Origin of the sequence: Micromonospora sp. CCTCC AA 2012012, assembly GCF_040499845.1 — a bacterium.
Classification (GTDB): Bacteria; Actinomycetota; Actinomycetes; order Mycobacteriales; family Micromonosporaceae; genus Micromonospora; species Micromonospora mangrovi.
In genome coordinates this window covers 5,177,564-5,196,777 of sequence record NZ_CP159342.1, presented here as the reverse complement: position 1 = coordinate 5,196,777, position 19,214 = coordinate 5,177,564, and the positions used below count along the sequence as shown (strand labels likewise).

Below are 19,214 nucleotides of genomic sequence, written 5' to 3'. Positions count from 1 at the left end.
GTCAGGCCGGGAACCGGGCGGCGTCGACCAGGGCGTGGACCCGGAGTTCGGTGGCGACCTCGGGTGGGCAGTCGGCGACCACGGCGGCGGTGCCCACGACCTCGGCGCCGCGCCGCGCGCAGATGTCGTGCAGGGCGCGCAGTTGCGCGCCGGTGGCCACCCAGTCGTCCACCAGCAGCACCCGGTCCCCGGGGCCGAGGTGCCGGTCCCGGACGCCGAGGGTGACCCGCCGGCCCCGGAAGTCGGGCGGGCTCTGCGCCCAGGTCACCGCCCCGGCCGGCAGTCGCCCGTCACCGGCCTTGTACGCCGCCACGAAGCCCACCCCGAGGGCGGTCGCGGCGAGCGGGCCGAGCAGCACGCCGGTGACCGCCGGGGCGAGCACCACCGTCGGGCGGGCCGGTCGGAAGGGCGCCACCAGGGCGGGCCCGAGCGCGGCCAGCACCTCCGGGTCGCGCCACCAGCCCGAGACGTCGCTGACCAGGTGACCGGCCTGCGGGCCCGGGTCGACCCAGCGGAACAGCTCGACCAGACGATCGTTCAGCACGAGACCATCCTGAGGCACCGATGCCGTGCGATCACCCACCGGCTGCGGCCAGCGGTCCTTCCCCCGACCGGGCCAGTCGGCATCCTCCGAACGGCTACACGTACCAGGGTAAATGCGGGCATAGCACCATGATCACGTTGACTTCGGAAGTGCTTCTCTCGTTACGGTCCGACCCGGTTTGTTCAGCTGATGAAAGGACCTGGCCGGTGGCTGGTAGGCACTTCCGTACCCGCAGATTCTCCTCGCCGGCCGGCATCGCGGCCACCGCCGCCGTCGGCGTGGCGCTCGCCGTCGGGGGGACCGTCGGTGCGGTCCAGCTGACCTCCGGCCCCGCCGAGCCCGAGGCGGCCGTCGCCGAGGCGCTGCCCAGCACCCTCGCCCCCAGCTCCGCGTCCCCCTCGCCCAGCGCGTCGGTCGCGCCGAGCCTCAGCCCCTCGCCGACGGCCACCACCGCCAGCCCCAGCCCGAAGGTGACCCGGACCCAGGCGGCGTCCCGGAGCAAGGTGCGGACCGCCAGCCCCCGGCCGAGCGCCACGGCGAAGAAGACCGCCCCGGCCGTCAAGGTCGTCGACAGCGGCTCCTGCGGCGCGTCCTTCTACGACGAGGGTCAGATGACCGCCAACGGGGAGACCTTCAACCCCGACGCGCTGACCGCCGCGCACAAGACGCTGCCCTTCAACACCCGGGTCCGGGTGACCAACCCGGCCAACGGCAAGTCGGTCATCGTCCGGATCAACGACCGCGGTCCGTACGTCGACGGCCGCTGCATCGACCTCTCCCGGGCCGCCTTCGCGGCCATCGCCTCCGTCGACCTCGGCGAGGTGGACGTGAAGTACGAGGTGCTCGGCTGATCGGGTGACCGACGGCGATCGGGCCGGCGGAGGCGTCCGCCCGGGCAGAACGTTCTCGGACGTCGGGCCAGGTTCATTCACCTGTTCACGTCCATCAGGCATGCTGTTCGATGTACGCACGCATCCCTTCCAGTCGGGCCGCGGCCCACTGAGCCCCGGATCCCGCGCCGGCCTCGGCGCGGCCCTCGCGCTGCTCGCGCTCGTCTCGGCGGCGGAACTCGCCGACGGCCGACCGGCGCACTACGTGGCGCTGATGGTGGCCGCACCCTTCCTCGCCGCCGCGCTCGCCTCGTGGCGGGTGGTGCTCGGGGTGGGCGCGCTGGCCACCCTGATCGGGGCCGCCTTCGCCCTCGCCGAGCAGACGATGTCGCTGGTCAGCGCGGTCAACGTCGCCGGCATCGCGTTGGCCACCGGGATCGCCGCGGCGGTCGCGTCGGTCCGGGAGGGGCAGGCGGAACGGATCGCCGAGCTGTCCAAGCTCGCCGCGGTGGCCCAGCAGGCGGTGCTCCGGCCGCTCGGCCCGCAGGTCGGCACCCTCTCGGTGGCCGGGCGGTACATCTCGTCGACGGCGACCGCCGAGATCGGCGGCGACCTGTACGAGGCGATGGACACCCCGTACGGCGTCCGCATGATCATCGGAGACGTCCGGGGCAAGGGTTTGGACGCGGTCCGGCTCGCCAGCATCGTGCTCGGTTCCTACCGGCACGTGGCGTACGAGCGGGCGGACCTGCGGGCGGTGGTGACGGACCTGGACCGCGCGGTGGCCCGCAACGTGGGTGACGAGGACTTCGTCACGGCGGCGCTGGTCGAGGAGCGGGGCGGCACGCTCACCATCGTCAACTGCGGACACCCGGCACCCCTGCTGCTGCGCCGGGGCGCGGTGATCCCGCTCGAACCGCCCGCCCCCGCCCCGCCGCTCGGGTTCATGCCGGTGGTCCGCCCCCGGGTGGAGCGGCTGGAGCCGGGCGACCGCCTGCTGCTCTTCACCGACGGACTGGGGGAGGCGCGCCGGGACGGCGAGTTCTTCCCGACGGCCGACCGGGCCTGGCGGCTGCTCGGTCACGGCACGGTCGGCGACGGGCTGGCGTCGCTGGAGACCGCGCTGGTCGAGTGGGTGCACGGCCGGCTGGACGACGACATCGCGCTGGTGCTGATGGAGTACACCGGGTCGCGGCCGGCCCCGACCGCCGCCGTGCCGAGCTGGGAGGTCGGCGCGGCGGAGAGCTGAGCATCCTCCGGTGAACCGGAGGTGTGTAATTGCTGTCACTTCCTCGATCGGCTTGTCGTTACCTACCCGCGAGTAATACAGTCGGGGTTACTGATCGGTAACACCTGTCCGGAAGCGGGGCCAGCGAGCATGACCCACTACAAGAGCAACCTTCGGGACCTCGAGTTCAACCTGTTCGAGGTCTTCGGGGCGGACCGGACGTTCGGCCAGGAGCCGTACACGGACCTGGACGTCGACACCGCCCGCAGCTTCCTCTCCGAGGTCGACCGCCTGGCCCGCGAGGACCTGGCCGCCAGCTACACGGACAGCGACCGCAATCCGCCGGTCTTCGACCCGGCCACGCACACCGCGCCGCTGCCGGAGTCGTTCAAGAAGTCGTTCCAGGCGTTCATGGACTCCGAGTTCTGGCGGCTGGACCTCCCCGAGGCCCTGGGCGGCACCAATGCCCCGCGCGCCCTCTGGTGGTCGCTCGCCGAGATGGTGCTCGGCGCCAACGCCCCCGTCTGGATGTACGCCTCCGGCCCGTCCTTCGCGCACGTGCTGCACGTCGAGGGCACCGAGGAGCAGAAGAAGTGGGCCCGGCTCTTCATCGAGAAGCAGTGGGGCTCGACCATGGTGCTCACCGAGCCGGACGCCGGCTCGGACGTCGGCGCCGGCCGCACCCGCGCGATCCAGCAGCCCGACGGCTCCTGGCACATCGAGGGCGTGAAGCGCTTCATCACCTCCGGTGAGCACGACCTGAGCGACAACATCATCCACTACGTGCTGGCCCGTCCGGTCGGCGTCGAGGGCGTCGGCGGCCCGGGCACCAAGGGCCTCTCCCTCTTCGTGGTGCCGAAGTACCACTTCGACGAGACCACCGGCGAGTTGGGCGAGCGCAACGGCGTCTACGCCACCAACGTCGAGCACAAGATGGGCCTGAAGGTCTCCAACACCTGCGAGGTGACCTTCGGCGAGCACGGCGTACCGGCCAAGGGCTGGCTGCTGGGCGAGAAGCACGACGGCATCCGGCAGATGTTCATGATCATCGAGTACGCCCGGATGATGGTCGGCACCAAGGCGATCGCCACCCTCTCCACCGGCTACCTGAACGCCCTGGAGTACGCCAAGAACCGGGTCCAGGGCGCCGACCTGATCCAGCAGGCCGACAAGACCGCCCCGCGGGTGACCATCACCCACCACCCGGACGTGCGTCGCTCGCTGCTGCTCCAGAAGTCGTACGCCGAGGGCCTGCGCGCCCTGGTCTGCTACACCGCCTCCTGGCAGGACAAGGTCGCCATCGCCGAGGCGGCCGGCGACGAGAAGGCCACCAAGCTGGCCAAGCGGGTCAACGACCTGCTTCTCCCGCTGGTGAAGGGCGTCGGCTCGGAGCGGGCGTACGAGCTGCTCGGGCACGAGTCGCTGCAGACCTTCGGTGGCTCCGGCTTCCTCCAGGACTACCCCCTGGAGCAGTACGTCCGGGACGCCAAGATCGACACCCTGTACGAGGGCACCACGGCCATCCAGAGCCTCGACCTGATCTTCCGGAAGATCGTCCGGGACAACGGCAAGGCCCTGATGGCGGTCGCCGGCGAGATCCAGGAGTTCATCGCCACCGAGGGCGGCAACGGCCAGCTCAAGGAGGAGCGGCAGGCGCTCGGCAAGGCGCTCGCCGAGATCCAGAACATCCTCGGCGTGATGACCGGCTGGATGGGCGAGGCCCAGGCGGGCGACACCCGGGCCCTCTACAAGGTCGGCCTGAGCAGCCGCCGGTTCCTGCTGGCCATCGGCGACCTGGTGGTCGGCTGGCTGCTCCAGAAGCAGGCCGACGTGGCGCTGAAGGCGCTGGGCGGCGAGGTCTCCACCACCGACAAGGCGTTCTACACCGGCAAGGTGGCCGCCGCCCGGTTCTTCGCCCGCGAGGTGCTGCCCCGCATCGGCGCCGACCGGCGGATCATCGAGGGCGCCGACCTGGAGATCATGGACCTCCCGGAGGAGGCCTTCTGATCCCCTCGGGGACCCGGTACTGACGACGGCGGCCGGCGAGCGACAGCTCGCCGGCCGCCGTCGTGCTTCCCCCTGCCCCGTCCGCCGCCAGGTCGCCGGGCGGGAAATGCGGTTCGGGGCCGGTGGTAGGTCGGCCGCCTGGCGGGTAACCGTCGCGGACCACGTCAGGAGTACGCCCAAGGGCCACCGCACAGGGGAGTGCAGCGCACATGGGCATTGGTAGCGGCATCTTTCTCATCGCGCTCGGCGCGATCATGACCTTCGCCATCCGGGCCAACGTCTGGTGGATCGACCTGCGTGCGGTCGGCTGGGTGTTCATCCTGGCCGGGCTGGCCGTGCTGCTCACCACGCTGTGGTTCTGGCAGGACCGGCGCAAGCGGGCACGCACGCTGATCGTGGAGGAGAACCGACTCTCCCACCCGACCGCGATGATGCCCCCGCCGCCCGACCCGCCGCCGCCCACGGCCCCGCCGTCCTGACCCGGAGCGCCCCCCCGGTTGCACCCCGCCGAGGAAGCGGCTGCCGGACGGAAACGGCCGCCTCAGCCGCGCGCGGTGTGGCGGGTGGTGAGGGGGGCGCTGACGAGGTCGGGCCAGGCGGTGGACGGCCGGTGCACCACGAGGTCGGTGGTGCGCAGGCCGTCCTGGTCGGCCCGTTCCGGGTCCAGCAGGGCGGAGAGCAGCGAGATGCCTGGGTTGTGGGCCACCAGCAGCACCGTTCCGGCCGTCGGCGCCACCGACCGGACGAGCTCCAGCAGCTCCTCCGGGCTCGCCTCGTACGCGGCCTGCTCGTAGCGCACCACCGGTGACGACCCCGTCGGTCCCCCTTCCGGCGGGGATCCCGTCATGCCCAGCGCCACCCCGTGCCAGGTCTGCCGGGTCCGCCGCGCGGCGGAGCAGAGCACCACGTCGGGGAGGAGCCCGTGCCGGGCCAGCCAGGCGCCGGCGGCGGCCGCGTCGGCGTGCCCCCGGGCCGTCAGCCGGCGCTCGACATCCGGGGTGCCCGGGGACTGTTCGGCCTTGGCGTGCCGGAGCAGCACCAGAGTGCGCTCCTGGTTCCTGCCGTCCGTCATCTGCACAGCTTGCCTGATTGGCGATCAGAACGCCTGGGTAAGTCGATGGATGCCGCTACCTCATCCATGGCCGCGGCGGGTGGGAAACGCCAGCAGAACGCCAAGGAGGCGACGTCATGGGCATCGGTGCCAGCATCTTCCTGATCGCACTGGGCGCGATCTTCGCGTTCGCCGTCAACGCCGACCTGGGATGGCTCGACCTGAACGTCGTCGGCTGGGTGCTGATGCTGGTCGGCCTCGTCGGTCTGGGCACGACCCTCTACTTCTGGAACACCCGTCGTCGTACGGTGGTCGCCGCGCCGGTGCGGCAGCGGGTCGTCACCGAGCCGGTCGTGCCGGTGCAGGACGACCGGGTCGTGCGCGAGGAGTACCGCGAGGTGCGCCGCCCGGGTTACCCGGCCTGATCCGCAGAGACTTCGAGGGCCCCGCAACGTGGCGGGGCCCTCGAACTCTGTCCGCAGGTGGGAGCGAGGTCAGGAGAAGAGCGCGAAGTAGATCGCGATGTGGTGGCAGATCGCGGCCAGCAGGGTGCAGGCGTGGAAGAACTCGTGGTGCCCGAAGACGGTGGGCCACGGGTTGGGCCGGCGCAGGGCGTAGAAGACCGCGCCCACGCTGTAGATCACGCCGCCGACGCTCAGCAGCACCAGCGCGGTGACCCCGCCCTCGTGCAGGATCTGCGGCAGCATGGTCACGGCGACCCAGCCGAGCGCGAGATAGAGCGGCGCGGAGACCCAGCGCGGCGCGTGCGGCCAGATCAGCTTCACCGCCACCCCGGCCAGCGCCCCACCCCAGACCAGGCTGAGCATGATGGTGGCGTGCCGGGTGTCCAACAGCAGGGCGCAGAACGGGGTGTACGTGCCGGCGATGAACACGAAGATCATCGAATGGTCCATCCGGCGCATGATCTGGTAGCCGCGCTCGGACCAGACCCGCCGGTGATAGAGGGCGCTGGTGCCGAAGAGCCCGCAGACGGTCAGGCTGTAGACGAGGCAGCTGACCAGGGGCGCCCAGCCGGGCCGGCTGGCCGCGATCGAGCAGAGGACGATGCCGCAGACGACCGCGACGAAGAACGCGTACGTGTGCAGCCAGCCGCGCATCCGGGGTTTACCGATGTCGACCGGCTTGAGCCGAAGCGGTGCGGAGGTGGTCACGCCATCAGGCTACGGCACCGTAGGTTACTTTTCAGTATGGTGAAGCTTCACGGGGCCGGTCCGGATGGAGGACCCTGGTCGCCACCGGAGTCCGCGAGTATGGCGGGATGCGGATCCGACCCGTCGGCGCGCACGCCCTGCTGCTCGACTGCGACGACCCCGACCAGGTGCAGGCCTGGCGGGCCGAGCTGTGGCGCCGCCGCGACGCGGGCGACCTGAAGGCTGTCGAGATCGTCCCGGCCGCCACCACGGTCCTGCTCGACGGCGTGGCCGACCCGGCGGCGGTCGCCGCGCTGATCGCCGGCTGGACGCCCCGCCCCTCCACCACCACGGCCGCCGCCGACCAGGTCGGGGTCCCCACGGTGTACGACGGGGACGACCTGCCCCTCGTCGCCGACCACTGGGGCGTCGAGGTGCCCGAGGTGGTGCGGCGGCTGCGACAGACCGAGTTCCGGGTGGCGTTCTGCGGGTTCGCGCCCGGCTTCGCGTACCTGACCGGACTGCCGGCCGGGCTGGCCGTGCCCCGGCTGGCCACCCCCCGCCCCCGGGTGCCGGCGGGGTCGGTGGCGCTCGCCGGGCCGTACGCCGGGATCTATCCCACCGCGTCCCCCGGCGGCTGGCTGCTGGTCGGCCGGACCGACCTGGTCCTCTTCGACGTGCACGCGGACCCGCCGGCGCGGCTCACCCCCGGCACCCGGGTCCGCCTGGTCGACCCGACATGATCGAGGTGCTCCGGGCCGGTGCCCTCACCACCGTGCAGGACCAGGGCCGCCCCGGGTACGCCCACCTCGGCGTGCCCCGCTCCGGCGCGCTCGACCCGGCGGCGCTGCGGCTGGCCAACCGACTCGTCGGCAACCCGGAGACCGCCGCCGGCCTGGAGATCACCCTGACCGGCTGCGCGCTGCGGTTCACCCGGGCCGTCGCCGTCGCCCTCACCGGCGCACCCGCCGACCTCCGCATCCGGTACGCGCCCGACGCGGGCGCGGAGCGCGCGGCCGACGTGGGACGGGTCCTCGCGCTCCCCGCCGGGGCGGTGCTACGGGTCGGCCCGGCCCGCGCCGGGGTGCGTACCTGGCTGGCCGTCTCCGGGGGGATCGCCGTGCCGCCGGTGCTGGGCAGCCGGTCCACCGACACCCTCGCCGGCCTCGGTCCGGCCCCGCTGCGCGACGGCGACCGGCTGCCGCTCGACCCGGCGCACGGGCCACCCGCGCCCGTCGACGAGGTGGTGCTGCCGGCCGTCCCCGCCGAACTCCGGCTCACCCTGCACCCCGGCCCCCGGAACGACTGGTTCACCCCCGCCGCGCTGGACCTGCTGCTGCGCAGCGCGTACACGGTCAGTCCGGTGAGCAACCGGGTCGGCGCGCGGCTGACCGGCGCGGCCCTGCCCCGCGCGGTGGCCGGGGAACTGCCGAGCGAAGGACTGGTGCTCGGCGCGGTGCAGGTGCCGGCCGACGGACAGCCGCTGGTCTTCCTCGCCGACCACCCCACCACCGGCGGATACCCCGTCATCGGGGTGGTGCCCGACGTGACCGGGCTCGCGCAGGCCCGCCCAGGGACTACGGTCAGGTTCCATGGACCTCAACGCTGACCTCGGCGAGGGATTCGGCATCTGGCGGCTCGGCGACGACGAGGCGCTGCTGGGCCTCATCACCTCCGCCAACGTGGCCTGCGGCTTCCACGGCGGCGACCCGGCCACCATGCACCGGGTCTGCGAGGGCGCCGCGCGGCGCGGCGTCGCGGTCGGGGCCCAGGTCGGCTACCGCGACCTCGCCGGCTTCGGCCGCCGGGCCATCGCGTACGACTTCGCCGAGCTGCGCGACGAGACGATCTACCAGCTCGGCGCGCTCGACGCGTTCTGCCGACTGTTCCGCACCCGGGTCCGCTACCTCAAGCCGCACGGGGCGCTCTATCACGCGGTGTCCTGCGACGAGGCCCAGGCCGCCGCGCTGGTCGCCGCCGTCAGCGGATACGACTACGAGCTGCCGCTGCTCTGCCCGCCCGGCTCGGTGCTGGCCCAGCTCGCCGTCGGCGCTGGACTCCGGGTCGTCGCCGAGGGCTTCGCCGACCGCAACTACCGGCCCAACGGCTCGCTGGTGCCGCGCAGTGCCGCGAACGCCCTGGTCACCGGCCCGGAGCAGGTGGCTGAGCGGGCCGTCCGGATGGCCACCGAGGGCACCGTCGTCGCGGTCGACGGCAGCGTCGTCCCCTGCCAGGTCGAGTCCATCTGCCTGCACGGCGACACCCCCGGCGCGGTCCGTTCCGCCGAACTCGTCCGCGCCGCCCTGATCGCCGCCAACGTCCCCCTAACCCCCTTCGCCTGACCCCCTCCCGCGCCTCCACACCTCCGCGCCCCGCATCCGCGCGCCCCCGCACCGCGCGCCGCGCCCCCGCACCGCGCGCCGCGCCCCCGCCCGCCGCGCCGAATTCACGGAATCAGTGGCCATTCTGCGTTCGGAAGCCACTGATTCCGTGAAACTGCGGGAAGCCTCGGGCGGGAGGGCGGGCGGGGTGGGAGGGCGGGGGTCAGGTGTCGAGGCCGCGGAGGATGAGGGGGAGGCGGGTGGTGCCGCCGTCGACCACGCGGACGGGGACGCCCCAGTCCTGCCGGGTGAGGTGGCAGGCGGCGTGCTCGACGTCCGCGTCGCAGGTGGCGGCCTGGGCGGTCACCTGGAGCACGCCCCCGGCCACCGTGCCGTCGACCACCAGCCGGCGGGACAGGTCCGTGGTGGTCCCCGCCCCCTCCAGCAGCAGCTCCGGCGGGGACGCCGAGACCACCAGCCGGGTCGACGGGCCGTACGTGTCGTCCAGCTTCTGGCCGGGCGCCGGGGTGAAGATCACGTCCAGGGTCAGCTCACCCGCCGCCACGTCGGTCGGCTTGCGCTCCAGCCGGTGCCGGGGGCCGTCCACCGTGTTCGCCCCGGCGGCGGTCAGCGCGCCCGGGGCGAGCCGGGTCAGCCGGTGCGCTGCCGACTCGACCACCAGCACCTCGCCGTCGGCGGTCAGCACCAGGTCACTCGGCTCGGCCAGGCCGTCCGCCACCGTGGCCACCTGGTCGGTCTCCGGGTCGAAGCGGCGTACCGCGCCGTTGTACGTGTCGGCGATCAGCACCGAGCCGTCGGGCAGCGCGCACACGCCCAGCGGGTGCTGGAGCAGGGCCCGGTCGGCCGGCCCGTCCACGTGCCCGAAGTCGAAGAGGCCCTGCCCGACCGAGGTGTGCAGGACGCCGTCTTCGACGTACCGGACGGCGCTGGTCTCGCTGTCGGCGATCCAGAGCCGCGTGCCGTCGGCGGAGACGGAGAGGCCGGAGGGCTGCGCCATCCAGACGTCCGGCAGAGGGCCGTCGCGCAGCGCCTCGACGGTGGTGCCGGCGTACATGCCGGTGGTCCGCTTGATCGGGTCGAACCACCAGAGCTGGTGGATGCCGGCCATCGCCACGACGACCCGGTCGTCGTACCAGGCGACGTCCCAGGGGGAGGAGAGGTCGGCGGCCCGGGCGTCGTGGGCGTGGTCGTCGACCGTCGAGCGCCACTGCCGGCCGGTGCCGGCGACGGTGACCACCTCACCGGTGGCCAGCTTCACCCCGCGCAGCAGGTGGTTGACGGTGTCCGCGACGACCAGGTCGTACCCGGCCACCTCGGCGGCGTGCGCCGGGAGCAGGCAGAGCCCCTGCGGCTCGGAGAAGGTGGCGGTCTCGGCCGGGCCGTCGGCGTGGCCTCGGGCACCGGAGCCGATCCGGCGGAGCAGCTTCTCGCCGTCCGGGGCCAGCTCGACCAGGGAGTGCCGGGCCGAGTCGGAGACCAGCAGGTTGCCGCCGTCGAGCACCACCGCCTTGCCGGGGAAACGCAGGGTGGTCTCGGGCTCGGCCGGCGGGACGTACGGGCCGTCGCCGCGGTGCAGAGTGCCCTTCGCGTCATGGGTGGCGATCAGGTCGTCGACCAGCCGGGACAGCCCCTCGGCGTGCCCCTCGCCGGCCATGGTGGCGACCACGTAACCCTCGGGGTCGACGACGGAGAGGGTCGGCCAGGCCTTCGCCGCGTACTGCTGCCACATGTCCAGCTCGGGGTCGTCGAGGACGGGGTGGTGCACGCCGTACCGCTCGACGGCCGCGGCGAGCGCGTCCGGGTCCTTCTCGTGCTCGAACTTGGGCGAGTGCACGCCGATGACGACCAGCACGTCGCCGTACTTCTCCTCCAGCGGGCGCAGCTCGTCGAGCACGTGCAGGCAGTTGATGCAGCAGAAGGTCCAGAAGTCCAGCAGGACGATGCGGCCCCGCAGGTCGGTCAGCTTCAGGTCCTTGCCGCCGGTGTTCAGCCAGCCCCGACCGCGCAGCTCGGGGGCGCGTACTCGTGCACTCATGCCGACAAGCCTGCCATGGCCGACGCCGCCGGCTCGGGCGGCCGGCGGTCTCCCGTTGCCGGCGAGACCGGCCTGAGCCCGGGAACGCGCACCGGGAGACGCGAAGCGCCCGTCCCGAGGTCGGGACGGGCGCTTCCGCTACGGCGGGAACTCGTGGTCTGGTTACTTGGTGGCGGCCGGCTTCAGGCAGAGCAACTTGTTCGGTACGTCGCCCTTGAGCTCGACGGTCGGCTGCGCCGGGTCGGGGCACTTCTCGTTGGCGTCCACCTTCGACACGACGGTGAAGGCGCCCGCCTGACCGCAGTCGACGGCGACCACGGTCTGGCCGGACTGCTTGACGCAGGAGCCCACCTCGAACGCGGCCGGCTTGTCGTCGCCGCCGAGCTTGCCCAGCAGGGCGAGCAGGCCCAGCGGGACGGTCAGGATGAGCACCGCCGCGATCAGCACCAGGGCCAGCACCCGTCCGTTGCGCACCTTCGGCGCGGGCGCCTCGGTCTTCGGCTCGGCCTCGGGCTTGAACGCGTCGAAGCGGCCCTGGTCCGACTCGCCGCCGCCGGGGCCCTGCTGCTGCCAGGCCGGCGGGGCGGTCTGGGAGGGCGGCGGGAAGCCGCCGGGGAAGCCACCCTGCCCCGGCCCGCCGTTCACCGACGCGCGGCCCCCACCCGGCGTACCGAAGGGGTCGCCGGGACCACCCGGCCCACCGAACGGGTCGCCGGGAGCACCGGGCCCGCGGAACGGGTCACCGGGACCGTTCGGACCGTCGAACTGGTCCCCGGGCCCGCCCGGCGTGCCGAACGGAGCACGCGGACCGCCCTGGCCGGCGAAGGAGTCACGGGAACCGCCCTCGTTGGCGAAGGAGTCACGGGGACCGCCGTCGTTGGCGAACGGGTCACGGGGACCGCCCTGGCCGGCGAAGGGGTCACCGGGTCCGCCGAACGGGTCGCCCGGGCGGCCGGGGCCGCCGAACGGCTCGGCGGGACGTTCGTCGTTGTGCGGGTGCACCCCGTTGACCGGGCGGTTGTTGCCGGGCGGGTCCACGAACGACGGCACGCCGGGCGGGAACGGCGGCGGGCCGGCGGGCGAGGACGGCACCGGCGGTGCCTCGGTGAAGCCGTTCTGCGGCCGGTCGGGCTCGTCGAAGCGGGGCTGTCCACCCTGCTCCGGGTAGCCGCCGTCCGGGGCGTCCGGCCCGGGGGCCTCCTCGGGCTTCGGGCGGGCCGGTCGGCCGTACACCCGGGGCTGCGGGGCCGACGTGCCGCCGGGCCGCAGGGCCTGGTCGGTGGGGGGCATCACCCGGCTGGCCAGCGGCACGGACGCGCTCGCGGAGACGCTGCCCGCCCCGCCGGCCTCCGCCGGGGGTACGGACGCCCGGCCGCCGGACCCCGACTCGGGGGAGGTACGCGGGGTGGGCACCGCCGGACCGGCCGGCGACTGCGGCTCCTCGTGCGACGGCTCGGCCCCGCCCCAGCCGCCCGCCTGCTGCGGCTCGTACGCCTGCGGCGCACCGCCGTGCTCCGCCGGGCCGAACTGGGCCGGCGGGGCGTAGTCGGCCGGCGGCGCGGCGGCCAGGCTGGCACCCGGCACCCGCTGCTCCTGGCGCGGCAGTGGCACCGCGTTGGCCGGCGAGATGCCCGGACCGAGGGTCGGCTGGTAGGGGGCGGGTTCCTCGGCGCGGCCCTGGTCCCAGCCGGTGGCTTCGGCCGGTGCGGGTTCGGCCTCGGCGGCCCGGCCCCACACCTCCTCCGGCGACCACGGTTCGCCCTCGGGGACGGCCGGCCGCTCGGGGCGGTTCCACTGGGGCGCCTCGGCGTCCGGGGCGGGGGCCCAGGCCGGCGGTGCGTCACCGGCCGGCACGGAGGCGCTGGCCCGGGCGTTGCCCGGCGGCGTCCAGCCGTCGGCCTCCGGCCGCTCCTCCCGCGCCGGTACGGCGGCCGCCGCCCAGCCACCGGACTGCGCCGGCTCGTCCTGGTCGGCCCAGTCCGGGGTGGGGCGTTCCTGCTGCTGCGGCGCGTCGTTCCAGCCCTGTGCGGGCGGGGAGTTCTCCGGGGCACCCCAGGACGGCTGCTGCTCCACCCGGGCGGCGGCCCGACCGGCGGCCCACCCGCCGGAGCGGTCCGGGTCGTCGTCGCGCGGGGTCGCGGCAGCGGCCTCCCAGCCGCCGGAGCGGACGGATTCGTCCTGTTCGTGACCGGCGCCGGGGTTCCAGGCGCGGTCGCCGTCGTCCTGCCGGGCCGGCGTGCCGGCGGCCCAGCCGCCGGAGCGGGCCGGGTCCTCCTGCTGCTGCGGGGTGGGCGTCGCCCACGCCTCGTGCGGCTGCACCGCGGGGGCGGGCACCTGCGCGGCTCCGCGGGCGGCGGGCTCGCCGGCCTGGGCCCAGCCCTGCCCACCCTGCTGCGGCCAGTCGGGCTGGTCGCCGCCGACCGGCCAGGCGACCGGTCGGGCGGGGCCGTCCTGCGGCTGGGCGGCGGCGCCGACGGGCCAGCCGCCGGAGTGGTCGTCCTGCCCCTCGGCGGTCGGCTGCCAACCGCCGGAGCGGGCGGGTTCGTCCTGCTGGGATGCGCCGTTCCAGCCACGGGCCGGCTCGTCCTGCTGCTGCGGTGCCGGGGCGGGCACCTGCGCCGCACCCCGGGCTCCGGTCTCGCCGGCCTGCGCCCGGTCGGGTCGGAACTGCTCGCCCGGCCCACCGGCCGCGCCGGCCCAGGCGGCACCGGGCTGCTCGGCGGGTGCGCCGGCCCAGGCGGCACCGGGCTGCTCGTGCGGGGTCGACCAGGCGGGCGGCGACTGGTCGCCCTGCGGGGCGTCGGCCCAGGCGGGGCCGCTCTGCTCCCGCCCCGTCCAGGTGGGACGAGGCGGGTTCGCGGGCGGGTTCCAGCCACCGGGCTCACCCTGCGACGGCGCCGGTGCGGCACCCCAGGTGGCGGTCGCCGGCTGGTCGGCCTGCTGGCCCCAGGCGGGTGCGCCGGACTGCTCGTCCGGTCCCCAGGCGGGGGCGGGCGGGGTCGCGCGGCCGGTCGGCGGGGGCGGGGCCCAGCCGAGGTCGGGGGCGGCGGGATACCCGTTGTCCTGGTGCGCGGGGCGGTCGCCGTACGGCGCCGGTCCACCTGCGCCCGGCGACACCTCGCCCGGCTCCTGGCCAGGGCGGTGCGGGGCCTCGGACGTCATGGGTGCGCCTCCTCCATCACATGTCGGCCGCCGATGCCGATCGGGGACCGTCGGCATGGTTGCCGGCGTCGCCGGCGGGTACCGGCCGTGCGGGCTCCCCGCACCGTATCCGGTGGCCGCCCGGAGGCGTCCGGGGAGCACCGGTCGTCACCCACCGTCGCCGCTCGGTGTCGATCGGCTTCTATCGGCCCGCTGTGCTCGCCGGACCGGTGGGTGGCGACCGAGACCCACCGTACCGGGCGGTGCAGCGAGGTGGAATCCCGGTGTCAATCGCACCCGAAACGCCGAGGACCCGCCCGGTGCGACCGGACGGGTCCTCGAACTGGAGGAGGTGAGAAAAGTCTTGGTGCGTCAGCTCATGTGACGCTGGGCGATGGCGAGAAGCTCGTCGCGGACCGCGGGCGAGTTGGCGGAACGCAGCGCGTGCTCGATGGCGCGGGCGCGGCGGTTGGCGTCGCGGCGGGTGCGGATTCGCTCGATCATGCTCATCTGGGTCTCTCCTCCTGGCTATTCGGTTGTCAGCCCCTTGATGTCTCTATTGAAGCGCAAAACGCGGCCAGATTCCATCGATTAGTAGGTGAGCTGAACCACGGACCTTCGGATCGTAGGTCAACACCCCGTCAGCGCCGACGATTCTTTCCGAAACGGCAACGGCCGGTGTGCCGGGCGTTCACCCGTGGCACACCGGCCGTCGGCTGGTGCGAGGAACCGTCAGGTCCAGGCGAGCAGCGCCGCCTCCGGGTCGGCCAGGAAGTCCCCGATGTCGCGGAGGAACTTCGAACCGAGCTCACCGTCGATGATCCGGTGGTCGAAGGAGAGACCCAGCGTGGTCACCAGGCGCGGCTTGACCTTGCCCTTGTGCACCCACGGCATCTCGCGTACGGCGCCGAAGGCGAGGATCGCCGACTCGCCCGGGGGCAGGATCGGCGTACCGGTGTCGACGCCGAAGACGCCGACGTTGGTGATGGTCAGCGTGCCGCCGGACATGTCGGCCGGGGAGGTCTTCCCGGTCTTCGCCGTCTGCACCAGCGCCGTCATCGCGTCGGCCAGCTCGCGCAGCGAGAGCCGCCCGGCGTCCTTGATGTTCGGCACGATCAGGCCGCGCTCGGTGGCCGCCGCGATGCCGAGGTTGACGTACTCCTTGACCACGATCTCGTCGCCGGCCCAGGTCGAGTTGACCATCGGGTACCGCTTGACCGCCAGCAGCACCGCCTTCGCCACCAGCAGCAGCGGCGAGACGCGGACGTCCCGCCACTCCCGCCGCTCGCGCAGCCGGTCCAGGGCCTTCATCGCCCGGGTCACGTCGACGGTCAGGAACTCCGTCACGTGCGGGGCGGTGAACGCCGAACGGGACATGTTCTCGGCGGTGAGCTTGCGTACCCCCTTGACCGGGATGCGCTGCTCGCGGTCCGCGCCGAAGCTCGCGGCGGCCGTGGCCGGCGCCGCGACCGTCAGCGGCTCGGCCGCCGCCGGGGTCCCGCTCGCCGCCCGCTGTATGTCCTCCCGCGTGATCGACCCCAACGGACCCGACCCGGTCAGCGTGCCCAGGTCGACGCCGAGGTCCTTGGCGAGCTTGCGCACCGGCGGCTTCGCCAGCACCAGCCCACCGGTTCGCGTACCGCCGGCACCGTTGCCGTTGGCCGGCGCGGTGACCACCGTCTCGACCGCCACCGGCTGCGGAGCCGGGGCGACCGGGGCCGGCGCGGCCTGGGCCGGGGCGGCGGCCTGGGCCGGCACGCCGTCCTTGCGGGCGCGGCGCTTGGCGGGGGCGTTACGGGGGCCGTAGCCGACCAGCACGGCGGTACGGCCGCCCGGGGCCACACCACCGATCAGGCCCGGCTCGACCATGCCCTCCTCGGGGGCGATCTCCACCGCCGCCAGCGAGGCCGCCGACGGGGTGGGGAGGGCCGACGACGGGGCGGCGGTGGTCGACTCCTCGATCGGGCCCGCGCCCGGGTCGGTGTCGATCGAGATGATCGGCGTGCCGACCTCGACCGTGGTGCCCTCCGGCTGGAAGATCGCCCGCACCTGGCCGGCCCACTTCGCCGGGATCTCGACGGCCGCCTTCGCCGTCTCCACCTCGACGATCGGCTGGTTCAGCTCGATGACGTCGCCCACCTTGACCAGCCAGGCGAGGATTTCGCCCTCGGTCAGGCCCTCGCCCAGGTCGGGGAGGTTGAACTCCTTGATCCGCGACATGCCGCTCACCAGCCGAAGGTGCGGTCGACGGCGTCGAGCACCCGGTCGAGGTCGGGCAGGTACTCCTCCTCCACCCGGCTGGCCGGGTAGGGGGTGTCGAAGCCGGTGACGCGCAGCACCGGGGACTCCAGTGAGTAGAAGCACTCCTCGGTGATCCGGGCCGCGATCTCCGAGCCCAGGCCCAGGTTGCCCGGGGCCTCGTGGACGACCACGCAGCGGCCGGTGCGCTTCACCGACTCGTACGCGGCGGTGAGGTCCAGCGGGGAGAGCGTGCGCAGGTCGATGACCTCCAGCTCCCGGCCGTCCTCGGCGGCGGCGGTCGCCGCGTCCAGGGCGGTCCGCACCATCGGCCCGTACGCCAGCACGGTGGCGTCGGTGCCGGCCCGGGCGACCCGGGACGAGTGCAGCGGGTACGCCGCGTCGAGCGGGGCGTCCAGCTCGACCGGCCCCTTCTCCCAGTAGCGCCGCTTCGGCTCCAGGAAGACGATCGGGTCGTCCGACGCGATCGCCTGCTGGATCATCACGTACGCGTCCTGCGGGTTCGCGCAGGTCACCACCTTCAGGCCGGCGGTGTGCGCGAAGTACGCCTCGGGCGACTCGGAGTGGTGCTCGACCGCGCCGATGCCACCGCCGTAGGGGATCCGGATCACCATCGGGATGGTGACCTTGCCCTGCGACCGGTAGTGCATCTTCGCCACCTGCGACACGATCTGGTCGTACGCGGGGTAGACGAAGCCGTCGAACTGGATCTCGCAGACCGGGCGGAAGCCGCGGATGGCGAGGCCGACCGCGGTGCCGATGATGCCGGACTCGGCCAGCGGGGTGTCGATCACCCGCTGGTCGCCGAAGTCCTTCTGGAGCCCGTCGGTGATCCGGAAGACGCCGCCCAGCTTGCCGACGTCCTCGCCCATGATGACGACCTTCGGGTCGTTCTCCAGGGCCTTGCGCAGACCGGTGTTCAGGGCCTTGCCGAGGGTGAGCGTCTCCGTGGCCATCAGTGGGCGCTCCCCTCGAACGACTCCATGTACTTGGTGAACTGGGCCCGCTGCTCGTCGAGTTCGGGCGACCCGTGCGGGTAGACGTGGTCGAACATGGTCACCGGCTGCGGGTTGGGCATGTTGAGCACCCGCTCGCGCAGGTGCACCGACTCGGTGCGGGCCTGCTCGTCGACCTCGGTGAAGAACGACTCGTCGGCGATCTGCTGGTTGACCAGGAACGCCTTCATCCGGGCGATCGGGTCCTTGGCCTGCCAGGCCTCGACCTCGCTGGCGATCCGGTACCGGGTCGGGTCGTCGGAGGTGGTGTGCGCCCCCATCCGGTAGGTGTACGCCTCGATCAGGCTGGGGCCCTGGCCGAGCCGGGCATTGTCCAGCGCGTGCCGGGTCACCGCGTACGACGCGAGCACGTCGTTGCCGTCCACCCGGACACCGGGGAAGCCGAAGCCGCCGGCCCGCTGGTAGAGCGGGACGCGGGTCTGCCGCTCCAGCGGCTCGGAGATGGCGTACTGGTTGTTCTGGCAGAAGAACACCAGCGGGGCGTTGAAGACGCTGGCCCAGACGAACGCCTCGTTGACGTCGCCCTGGCTGGTGGCGCCGTCGCCGAAGTAGGCGATCACCGCCTCGCCGTCCTCGGTGCCGGTCCGGCCGTCCATGTGGACGCCCATGGCGTACCCGGTCGCGTGCAGGGTCTGCGCCCCGATCACGATCGTGTACATGTTGAACTTGAACTCGTTCGGGTCCCAGCCGCCCTGGTCGACGCCGCGGAACAGGCCGAGCGGCATGATCGGGTCGATGCCCCGGCAGTAGAGGACGCCGTGCTCCCGGTAGGTCGGGAAGGCCATGTCCTGGCTGCGCAGCGCGCGCCCGGAGCCGACCTGGGCCGCCTCCTGGCCGAGCAGGCTGGCCCAGAGGCCCAGCTCGCCCTGGCGCTGCAACGCGGTGGCCTCGGCGTCGAGCTTGCGGACCAGCACGAGGTCGCGGTAGAGCCCGCGGTACTCCTCGTCGGTGAAGTCGACGCGGTACTCGGTGCCGTCCGGCCCGAACGCGCTCTCGATCCGCTCGCCCTCGGGCGTCAGCAGCTGTACGAGCTCCGGCTCGCCGGTGGCCGCCGAGGCGGCTCGCTTGGAACGGGGTGCGGCCCGCCGGCTGCGGGTGGTGACCCCGGGGTCGCCCTTTGCCATCCGTCTCTCCCTGTCGTGTCTGCGCCGGCGCCGGGGGGTGACCCGTTCCGCGCAAATCGTGCGCCCGCCCGGCCGGTGCCGGGCTGGTTCCTGGCGGCCGCGCCTAGCCCCGGTGAGGGTTGCCGCGCGGCGTGAGCCGGATTCTGGGACGAACCCGGTTCGGGAGCGCCGGCGCCGTACCGCGCCTGCCGCGAGGGTGCGCGGAGGTCGCGGCTGCGTTGCCGTCGTGCCTGAATGATTGCAGAGGAGGTGAGCGGGCCCACAGTACGGCCTCCCCGGCGGTGGACGTTTGTCTGCTTCTCGACCCATCGAGGTATTTGTCATCGTAGCCTCGTCCGGCTCGACCGGACCGACGGACAATTTGTGTGTCGACACGCTGTGGCGCCTGGTGAACTGAACGTCACTGGTTCAAGCTGACCAGGGGCGGGAAGTGCCTTTTGTCCGTTTCGACGGCGGCTTCCCGGCGTACCCGCATGTCCGTGGTCG

17 protein-coding genes are annotated in these 19,214 nt (G+C 73.6%); 8 read left to right on the top strand and 9 right to left on the bottom strand.

Annotation, left to right across the window (positions count from 1 at the left end):
* Position 1: 1 nt before the first annotated feature.
* Positions 2 to 544 carry a phosphoribosyltransferase family protein gene (locus ABUL08_RS23250; protein ID WP_350932089.1) on the bottom strand — a complete coding sequence of 181 codons (543 nt, stop codon included), beginning with the start codon at positions 542 to 544 and terminating at the stop codon, positions 2 to 4.
* Positions 545 to 750: 206 nt separating this feature from the next.
* Here ABUL08_RS23250 and ABUL08_RS23245 point away from each other — a divergent pair, with 206 nt between their 5' ends.
* The 4 genes from ABUL08_RS23245 (at position 751) to ABUL08_RS23230 (ending at position 5,088) form a co-directional block, all read left to right on the top strand.
* Positions 751 to 1,395, top strand: coding sequence for a septal ring lytic transglycosylase RlpA family protein (locus ABUL08_RS23245; RefSeq protein WP_350932088.1), 645 nt, complete (start codon positions 751 to 753; stop codon positions 1,393 to 1,395).
* Positions 1,396 to 1,495: 100 nt separating this feature from the next.
* Positions 1,496 to 2,623 carry a PP2C family protein-serine/threonine phosphatase gene (locus ABUL08_RS23240; RefSeq protein ID WP_350932087.1) on the top strand — a complete coding sequence of 376 codons (1,128 nt, stop codon included), beginning with the start codon at positions 1,496 to 1,498 and terminating at the stop codon, positions 2,621 to 2,623.
* A gap of 129 nt (positions 2,624 to 2,752) precedes the next feature.
* Complete coding sequence (locus ABUL08_RS23235; RefSeq protein ID WP_350932086.1) at positions 2,753 to 4,609, top strand: acyl-CoA dehydrogenase; 1,857 nt, start codon at positions 2,753 to 2,755, stop codon at positions 4,607 to 4,609.
* Between the two features lie 209 nt (positions 4,610 to 4,818).
* Positions 4,819 to 5,088, top strand: coding sequence for a DUF6458 family protein (locus tag ABUL08_RS23230; protein WP_067300694.1), 270 nt, complete (start codon positions 4,819 to 4,821; stop codon positions 5,086 to 5,088).
* 62 nt (positions 5,089 to 5,150) lie between these two features.
* Here ABUL08_RS23230 and ABUL08_RS23225 read toward each other — a convergent pair whose 3' ends face one another.
* Positions 5,151 to 5,681 (bottom strand): SixA phosphatase family protein, encoded by a 531-nt coding sequence (locus ABUL08_RS23225; RefSeq protein WP_350932085.1) that lies wholly within the window; start codon positions 5,679 to 5,681, stop codon positions 5,151 to 5,153.
* Positions 5,682 to 5,797: 116 nt separating this feature from the next.
* Between ABUL08_RS23225 and ABUL08_RS23220 the strand changes: the two genes are divergently transcribed.
* Positions 5,798 to 6,085, top strand: a complete 288-nt coding sequence (locus tag ABUL08_RS23220) for a DUF6458 family protein (RefSeq protein ID WP_350932084.1) — start codon at positions 5,798 to 5,800, stop codon at positions 6,083 to 6,085.
* Between the two features lie 69 nt (positions 6,086 to 6,154).
* On the opposite strand, the gene trhA is transcribed toward ABUL08_RS23220, so the two are convergent.
* On the bottom strand, positions 6,155 to 6,832 hold the full coding sequence (gene trhA / locus ABUL08_RS23215; protein WP_350932083.1) for a PAQR family membrane homeostasis protein TrhA: 678 nt from the start codon (positions 6,830 to 6,832) through the stop codon (positions 6,155 to 6,157).
* 107 nt (positions 6,833 to 6,939) lie between these two features.
* Between trhA and ABUL08_RS23210 the strand changes: the two genes are divergently transcribed.
* The 3 genes from ABUL08_RS23210 to ABUL08_RS23200 are packed head-to-tail and all read left to right on the top strand — an operon-like array spanning position 6,940 to position 9,153.
* Positions 6,940 to 7,554: a 5-oxoprolinase subunit B family protein gene (locus ABUL08_RS23210; RefSeq protein ID WP_350932082.1), complete on the top strand. Its 615-nt coding sequence runs from the start codon at positions 6,940 to 6,942 to the stop codon at positions 7,552 to 7,554.
* Positions 7,551 to 8,420, top strand: coding sequence for a 5-oxoprolinase subunit C family protein (locus ABUL08_RS23205; RefSeq protein ID WP_350932081.1), 870 nt, complete (start codon positions 7,551 to 7,553; stop codon positions 8,418 to 8,420). The genes ABUL08_RS23210 and ABUL08_RS23205 overlap by 4 nt, the downstream gene beginning before the upstream one ends.
* Entirely contained in the window at positions 8,404 to 9,153 is a 750-nt protein-coding gene (locus tag ABUL08_RS23200; protein WP_350932080.1) for a LamB/YcsF family protein, read from the top strand. The genes ABUL08_RS23205 and ABUL08_RS23200 overlap by 17 nt, the downstream gene beginning before the upstream one ends.
* 202 nt (positions 9,154 to 9,355) lie before the next feature.
* Here ABUL08_RS23200 and ABUL08_RS23195 read toward each other — a convergent pair whose 3' ends face one another.
* The 6 genes from ABUL08_RS23195 to pdhA all read right to left on the bottom strand — a co-directional run bounded on the left by ABUL08_RS23195 (position 9,356) and on the right by pdhA (position 18,728).
* Positions 9,356 to 11,188 carry an NHL domain-containing thioredoxin family protein gene (locus tag ABUL08_RS23195; protein ID WP_350932079.1) on the bottom strand — a complete coding sequence of 611 codons (1,833 nt, stop codon included), beginning with the start codon at positions 11,186 to 11,188 and terminating at the stop codon, positions 9,356 to 9,358.
* 162 nt (positions 11,189 to 11,350) lie between these two features.
* Entirely contained in the window at positions 11,351 to 14,350 is a 3,000-nt protein-coding gene (locus tag ABUL08_RS23190) for an LppU/SCO3897 family protein (protein ID WP_350932078.1), read from the bottom strand.
* Positions 14,351 to 14,701: 351 nt separating this feature from the next.
* Positions 14,702 to 14,839 (bottom strand): hypothetical protein, encoded by a 138-nt coding sequence (locus ABUL08_RS23185; protein ID WP_242795666.1) that lies wholly within the window; start codon positions 14,837 to 14,839, stop codon positions 14,702 to 14,704.
* A 222-nt stretch (positions 14,840 to 15,061) separates the two neighbouring features.
* The gene (locus tag ABUL08_RS23180; RefSeq protein WP_350938791.1) at positions 15,062 to 16,549 is read right to left on the bottom strand and encodes a dihydrolipoamide acetyltransferase family protein; all 1,488 of its coding nucleotides are present in this window, start codon (positions 16,547 to 16,549) and stop codon (positions 15,062 to 15,064) included.
* Positions 16,550 to 16,554: 5 nt separating this feature from the next.
* On the bottom strand, positions 16,555 to 17,544 hold the full coding sequence (locus ABUL08_RS23175) for an alpha-ketoacid dehydrogenase subunit beta (RefSeq protein ID WP_350932077.1): 990 nt from the start codon (positions 17,542 to 17,544) through the stop codon (positions 16,555 to 16,557).
* Positions 17,544 to 18,728: a pyruvate dehydrogenase (acetyl-transferring) E1 component subunit alpha gene (gene pdhA, locus ABUL08_RS23170; RefSeq protein ID WP_350932076.1), complete on the bottom strand. Its 1,185-nt coding sequence runs from the start codon at positions 18,726 to 18,728 to the stop codon at positions 17,544 to 17,546. Before pdhA ends, ABUL08_RS23175 begins: the two co-directional genes overlap by 1 nt.
* Between the last annotated feature and the right edge of the window lie 486 nt (positions 18,729 to 19,214).

Bases quoted from the DNA above. Each gene is read 5' to 3' on its own strand.
- ABUL08_RS23240 (WP_350932087.1), top strand. From the start codon at position 1,496: ATGCTGTTCGATGTACGCACGCATCCCTTCCAGTCGGGCCGCGGCCCA.
- ABUL08_RS23235 (WP_350932086.1), top strand. From the start codon at position 2,753: ATGACCCACTACAAGAGCAACCTTCGGGACCTCGAGTTCAACCTGTTC.
- ABUL08_RS23230 (WP_067300694.1), top strand. From the start codon at position 4,819: ATGGGCATTGGTAGCGGCATCTTTCTCATCGCGCTCGGCGCGATCATG.
- ABUL08_RS23225 (WP_350932085.1), bottom strand. From the start codon at position 5,681: ATGACGGACGGCAGGAACCAGGAGCGCACTCTGGTGCTGCTCCGGCAC.
- ABUL08_RS23220 (WP_350932084.1), top strand. From the start codon at position 5,798: ATGGGCATCGGTGCCAGCATCTTCCTGATCGCACTGGGCGCGATCTTC.
- ABUL08_RS23210 (WP_350932082.1), top strand. From the start codon at position 6,940: ATGCGGATCCGACCCGTCGGCGCGCACGCCCTGCTGCTCGACTGCGAC.
- ABUL08_RS23205 (WP_350932081.1), top strand. From the start codon at position 7,551: ATGATCGAGGTGCTCCGGGCCGGTGCCCTCACCACCGTGCAGGACCAG.
- ABUL08_RS23200 (WP_350932080.1), top strand. From the start codon at position 8,404: ATGGACCTCAACGCTGACCTCGGCGAGGGATTCGGCATCTGGCGGCTC.
- ABUL08_RS23195 (WP_350932079.1), bottom strand. From the start codon at position 11,188: ATGAGTGCACGAGTACGCGCCCCCGAGCTGCGCGGTCGGGGCTGGCTG.
- ABUL08_RS23190 (WP_350932078.1), bottom strand. From the start codon at position 14,350: ATGACGTCCGAGGCCCCGCACCGCCCTGGCCAGGAGCCGGGCGAGGTG.
- ABUL08_RS23185 (WP_242795666.1), bottom strand. From the start codon at position 14,839: ATGAGCATGATCGAGCGAATCCGCACCCGCCGCGACGCCAACCGCCGC.
- ABUL08_RS23180 (WP_350938791.1), bottom strand. From the start codon at position 16,549: ATGTCGCGGATCAAGGAGTTCAACCTCCCCGACCTGGGCGAGGGCCTG.
- ABUL08_RS23175 (WP_350932077.1), bottom strand. From the start codon at position 17,544: ATGGCCACGGAGACGCTCACCCTCGGCAAGGCCCTGAACACCGGTCTG.
- pdhA (WP_350932076.1), bottom strand. From the start codon at position 18,728: ATGGCAAAGGGCGACCCCGGGGTCACCACCCGCAGCCGGCGGGCCGCA.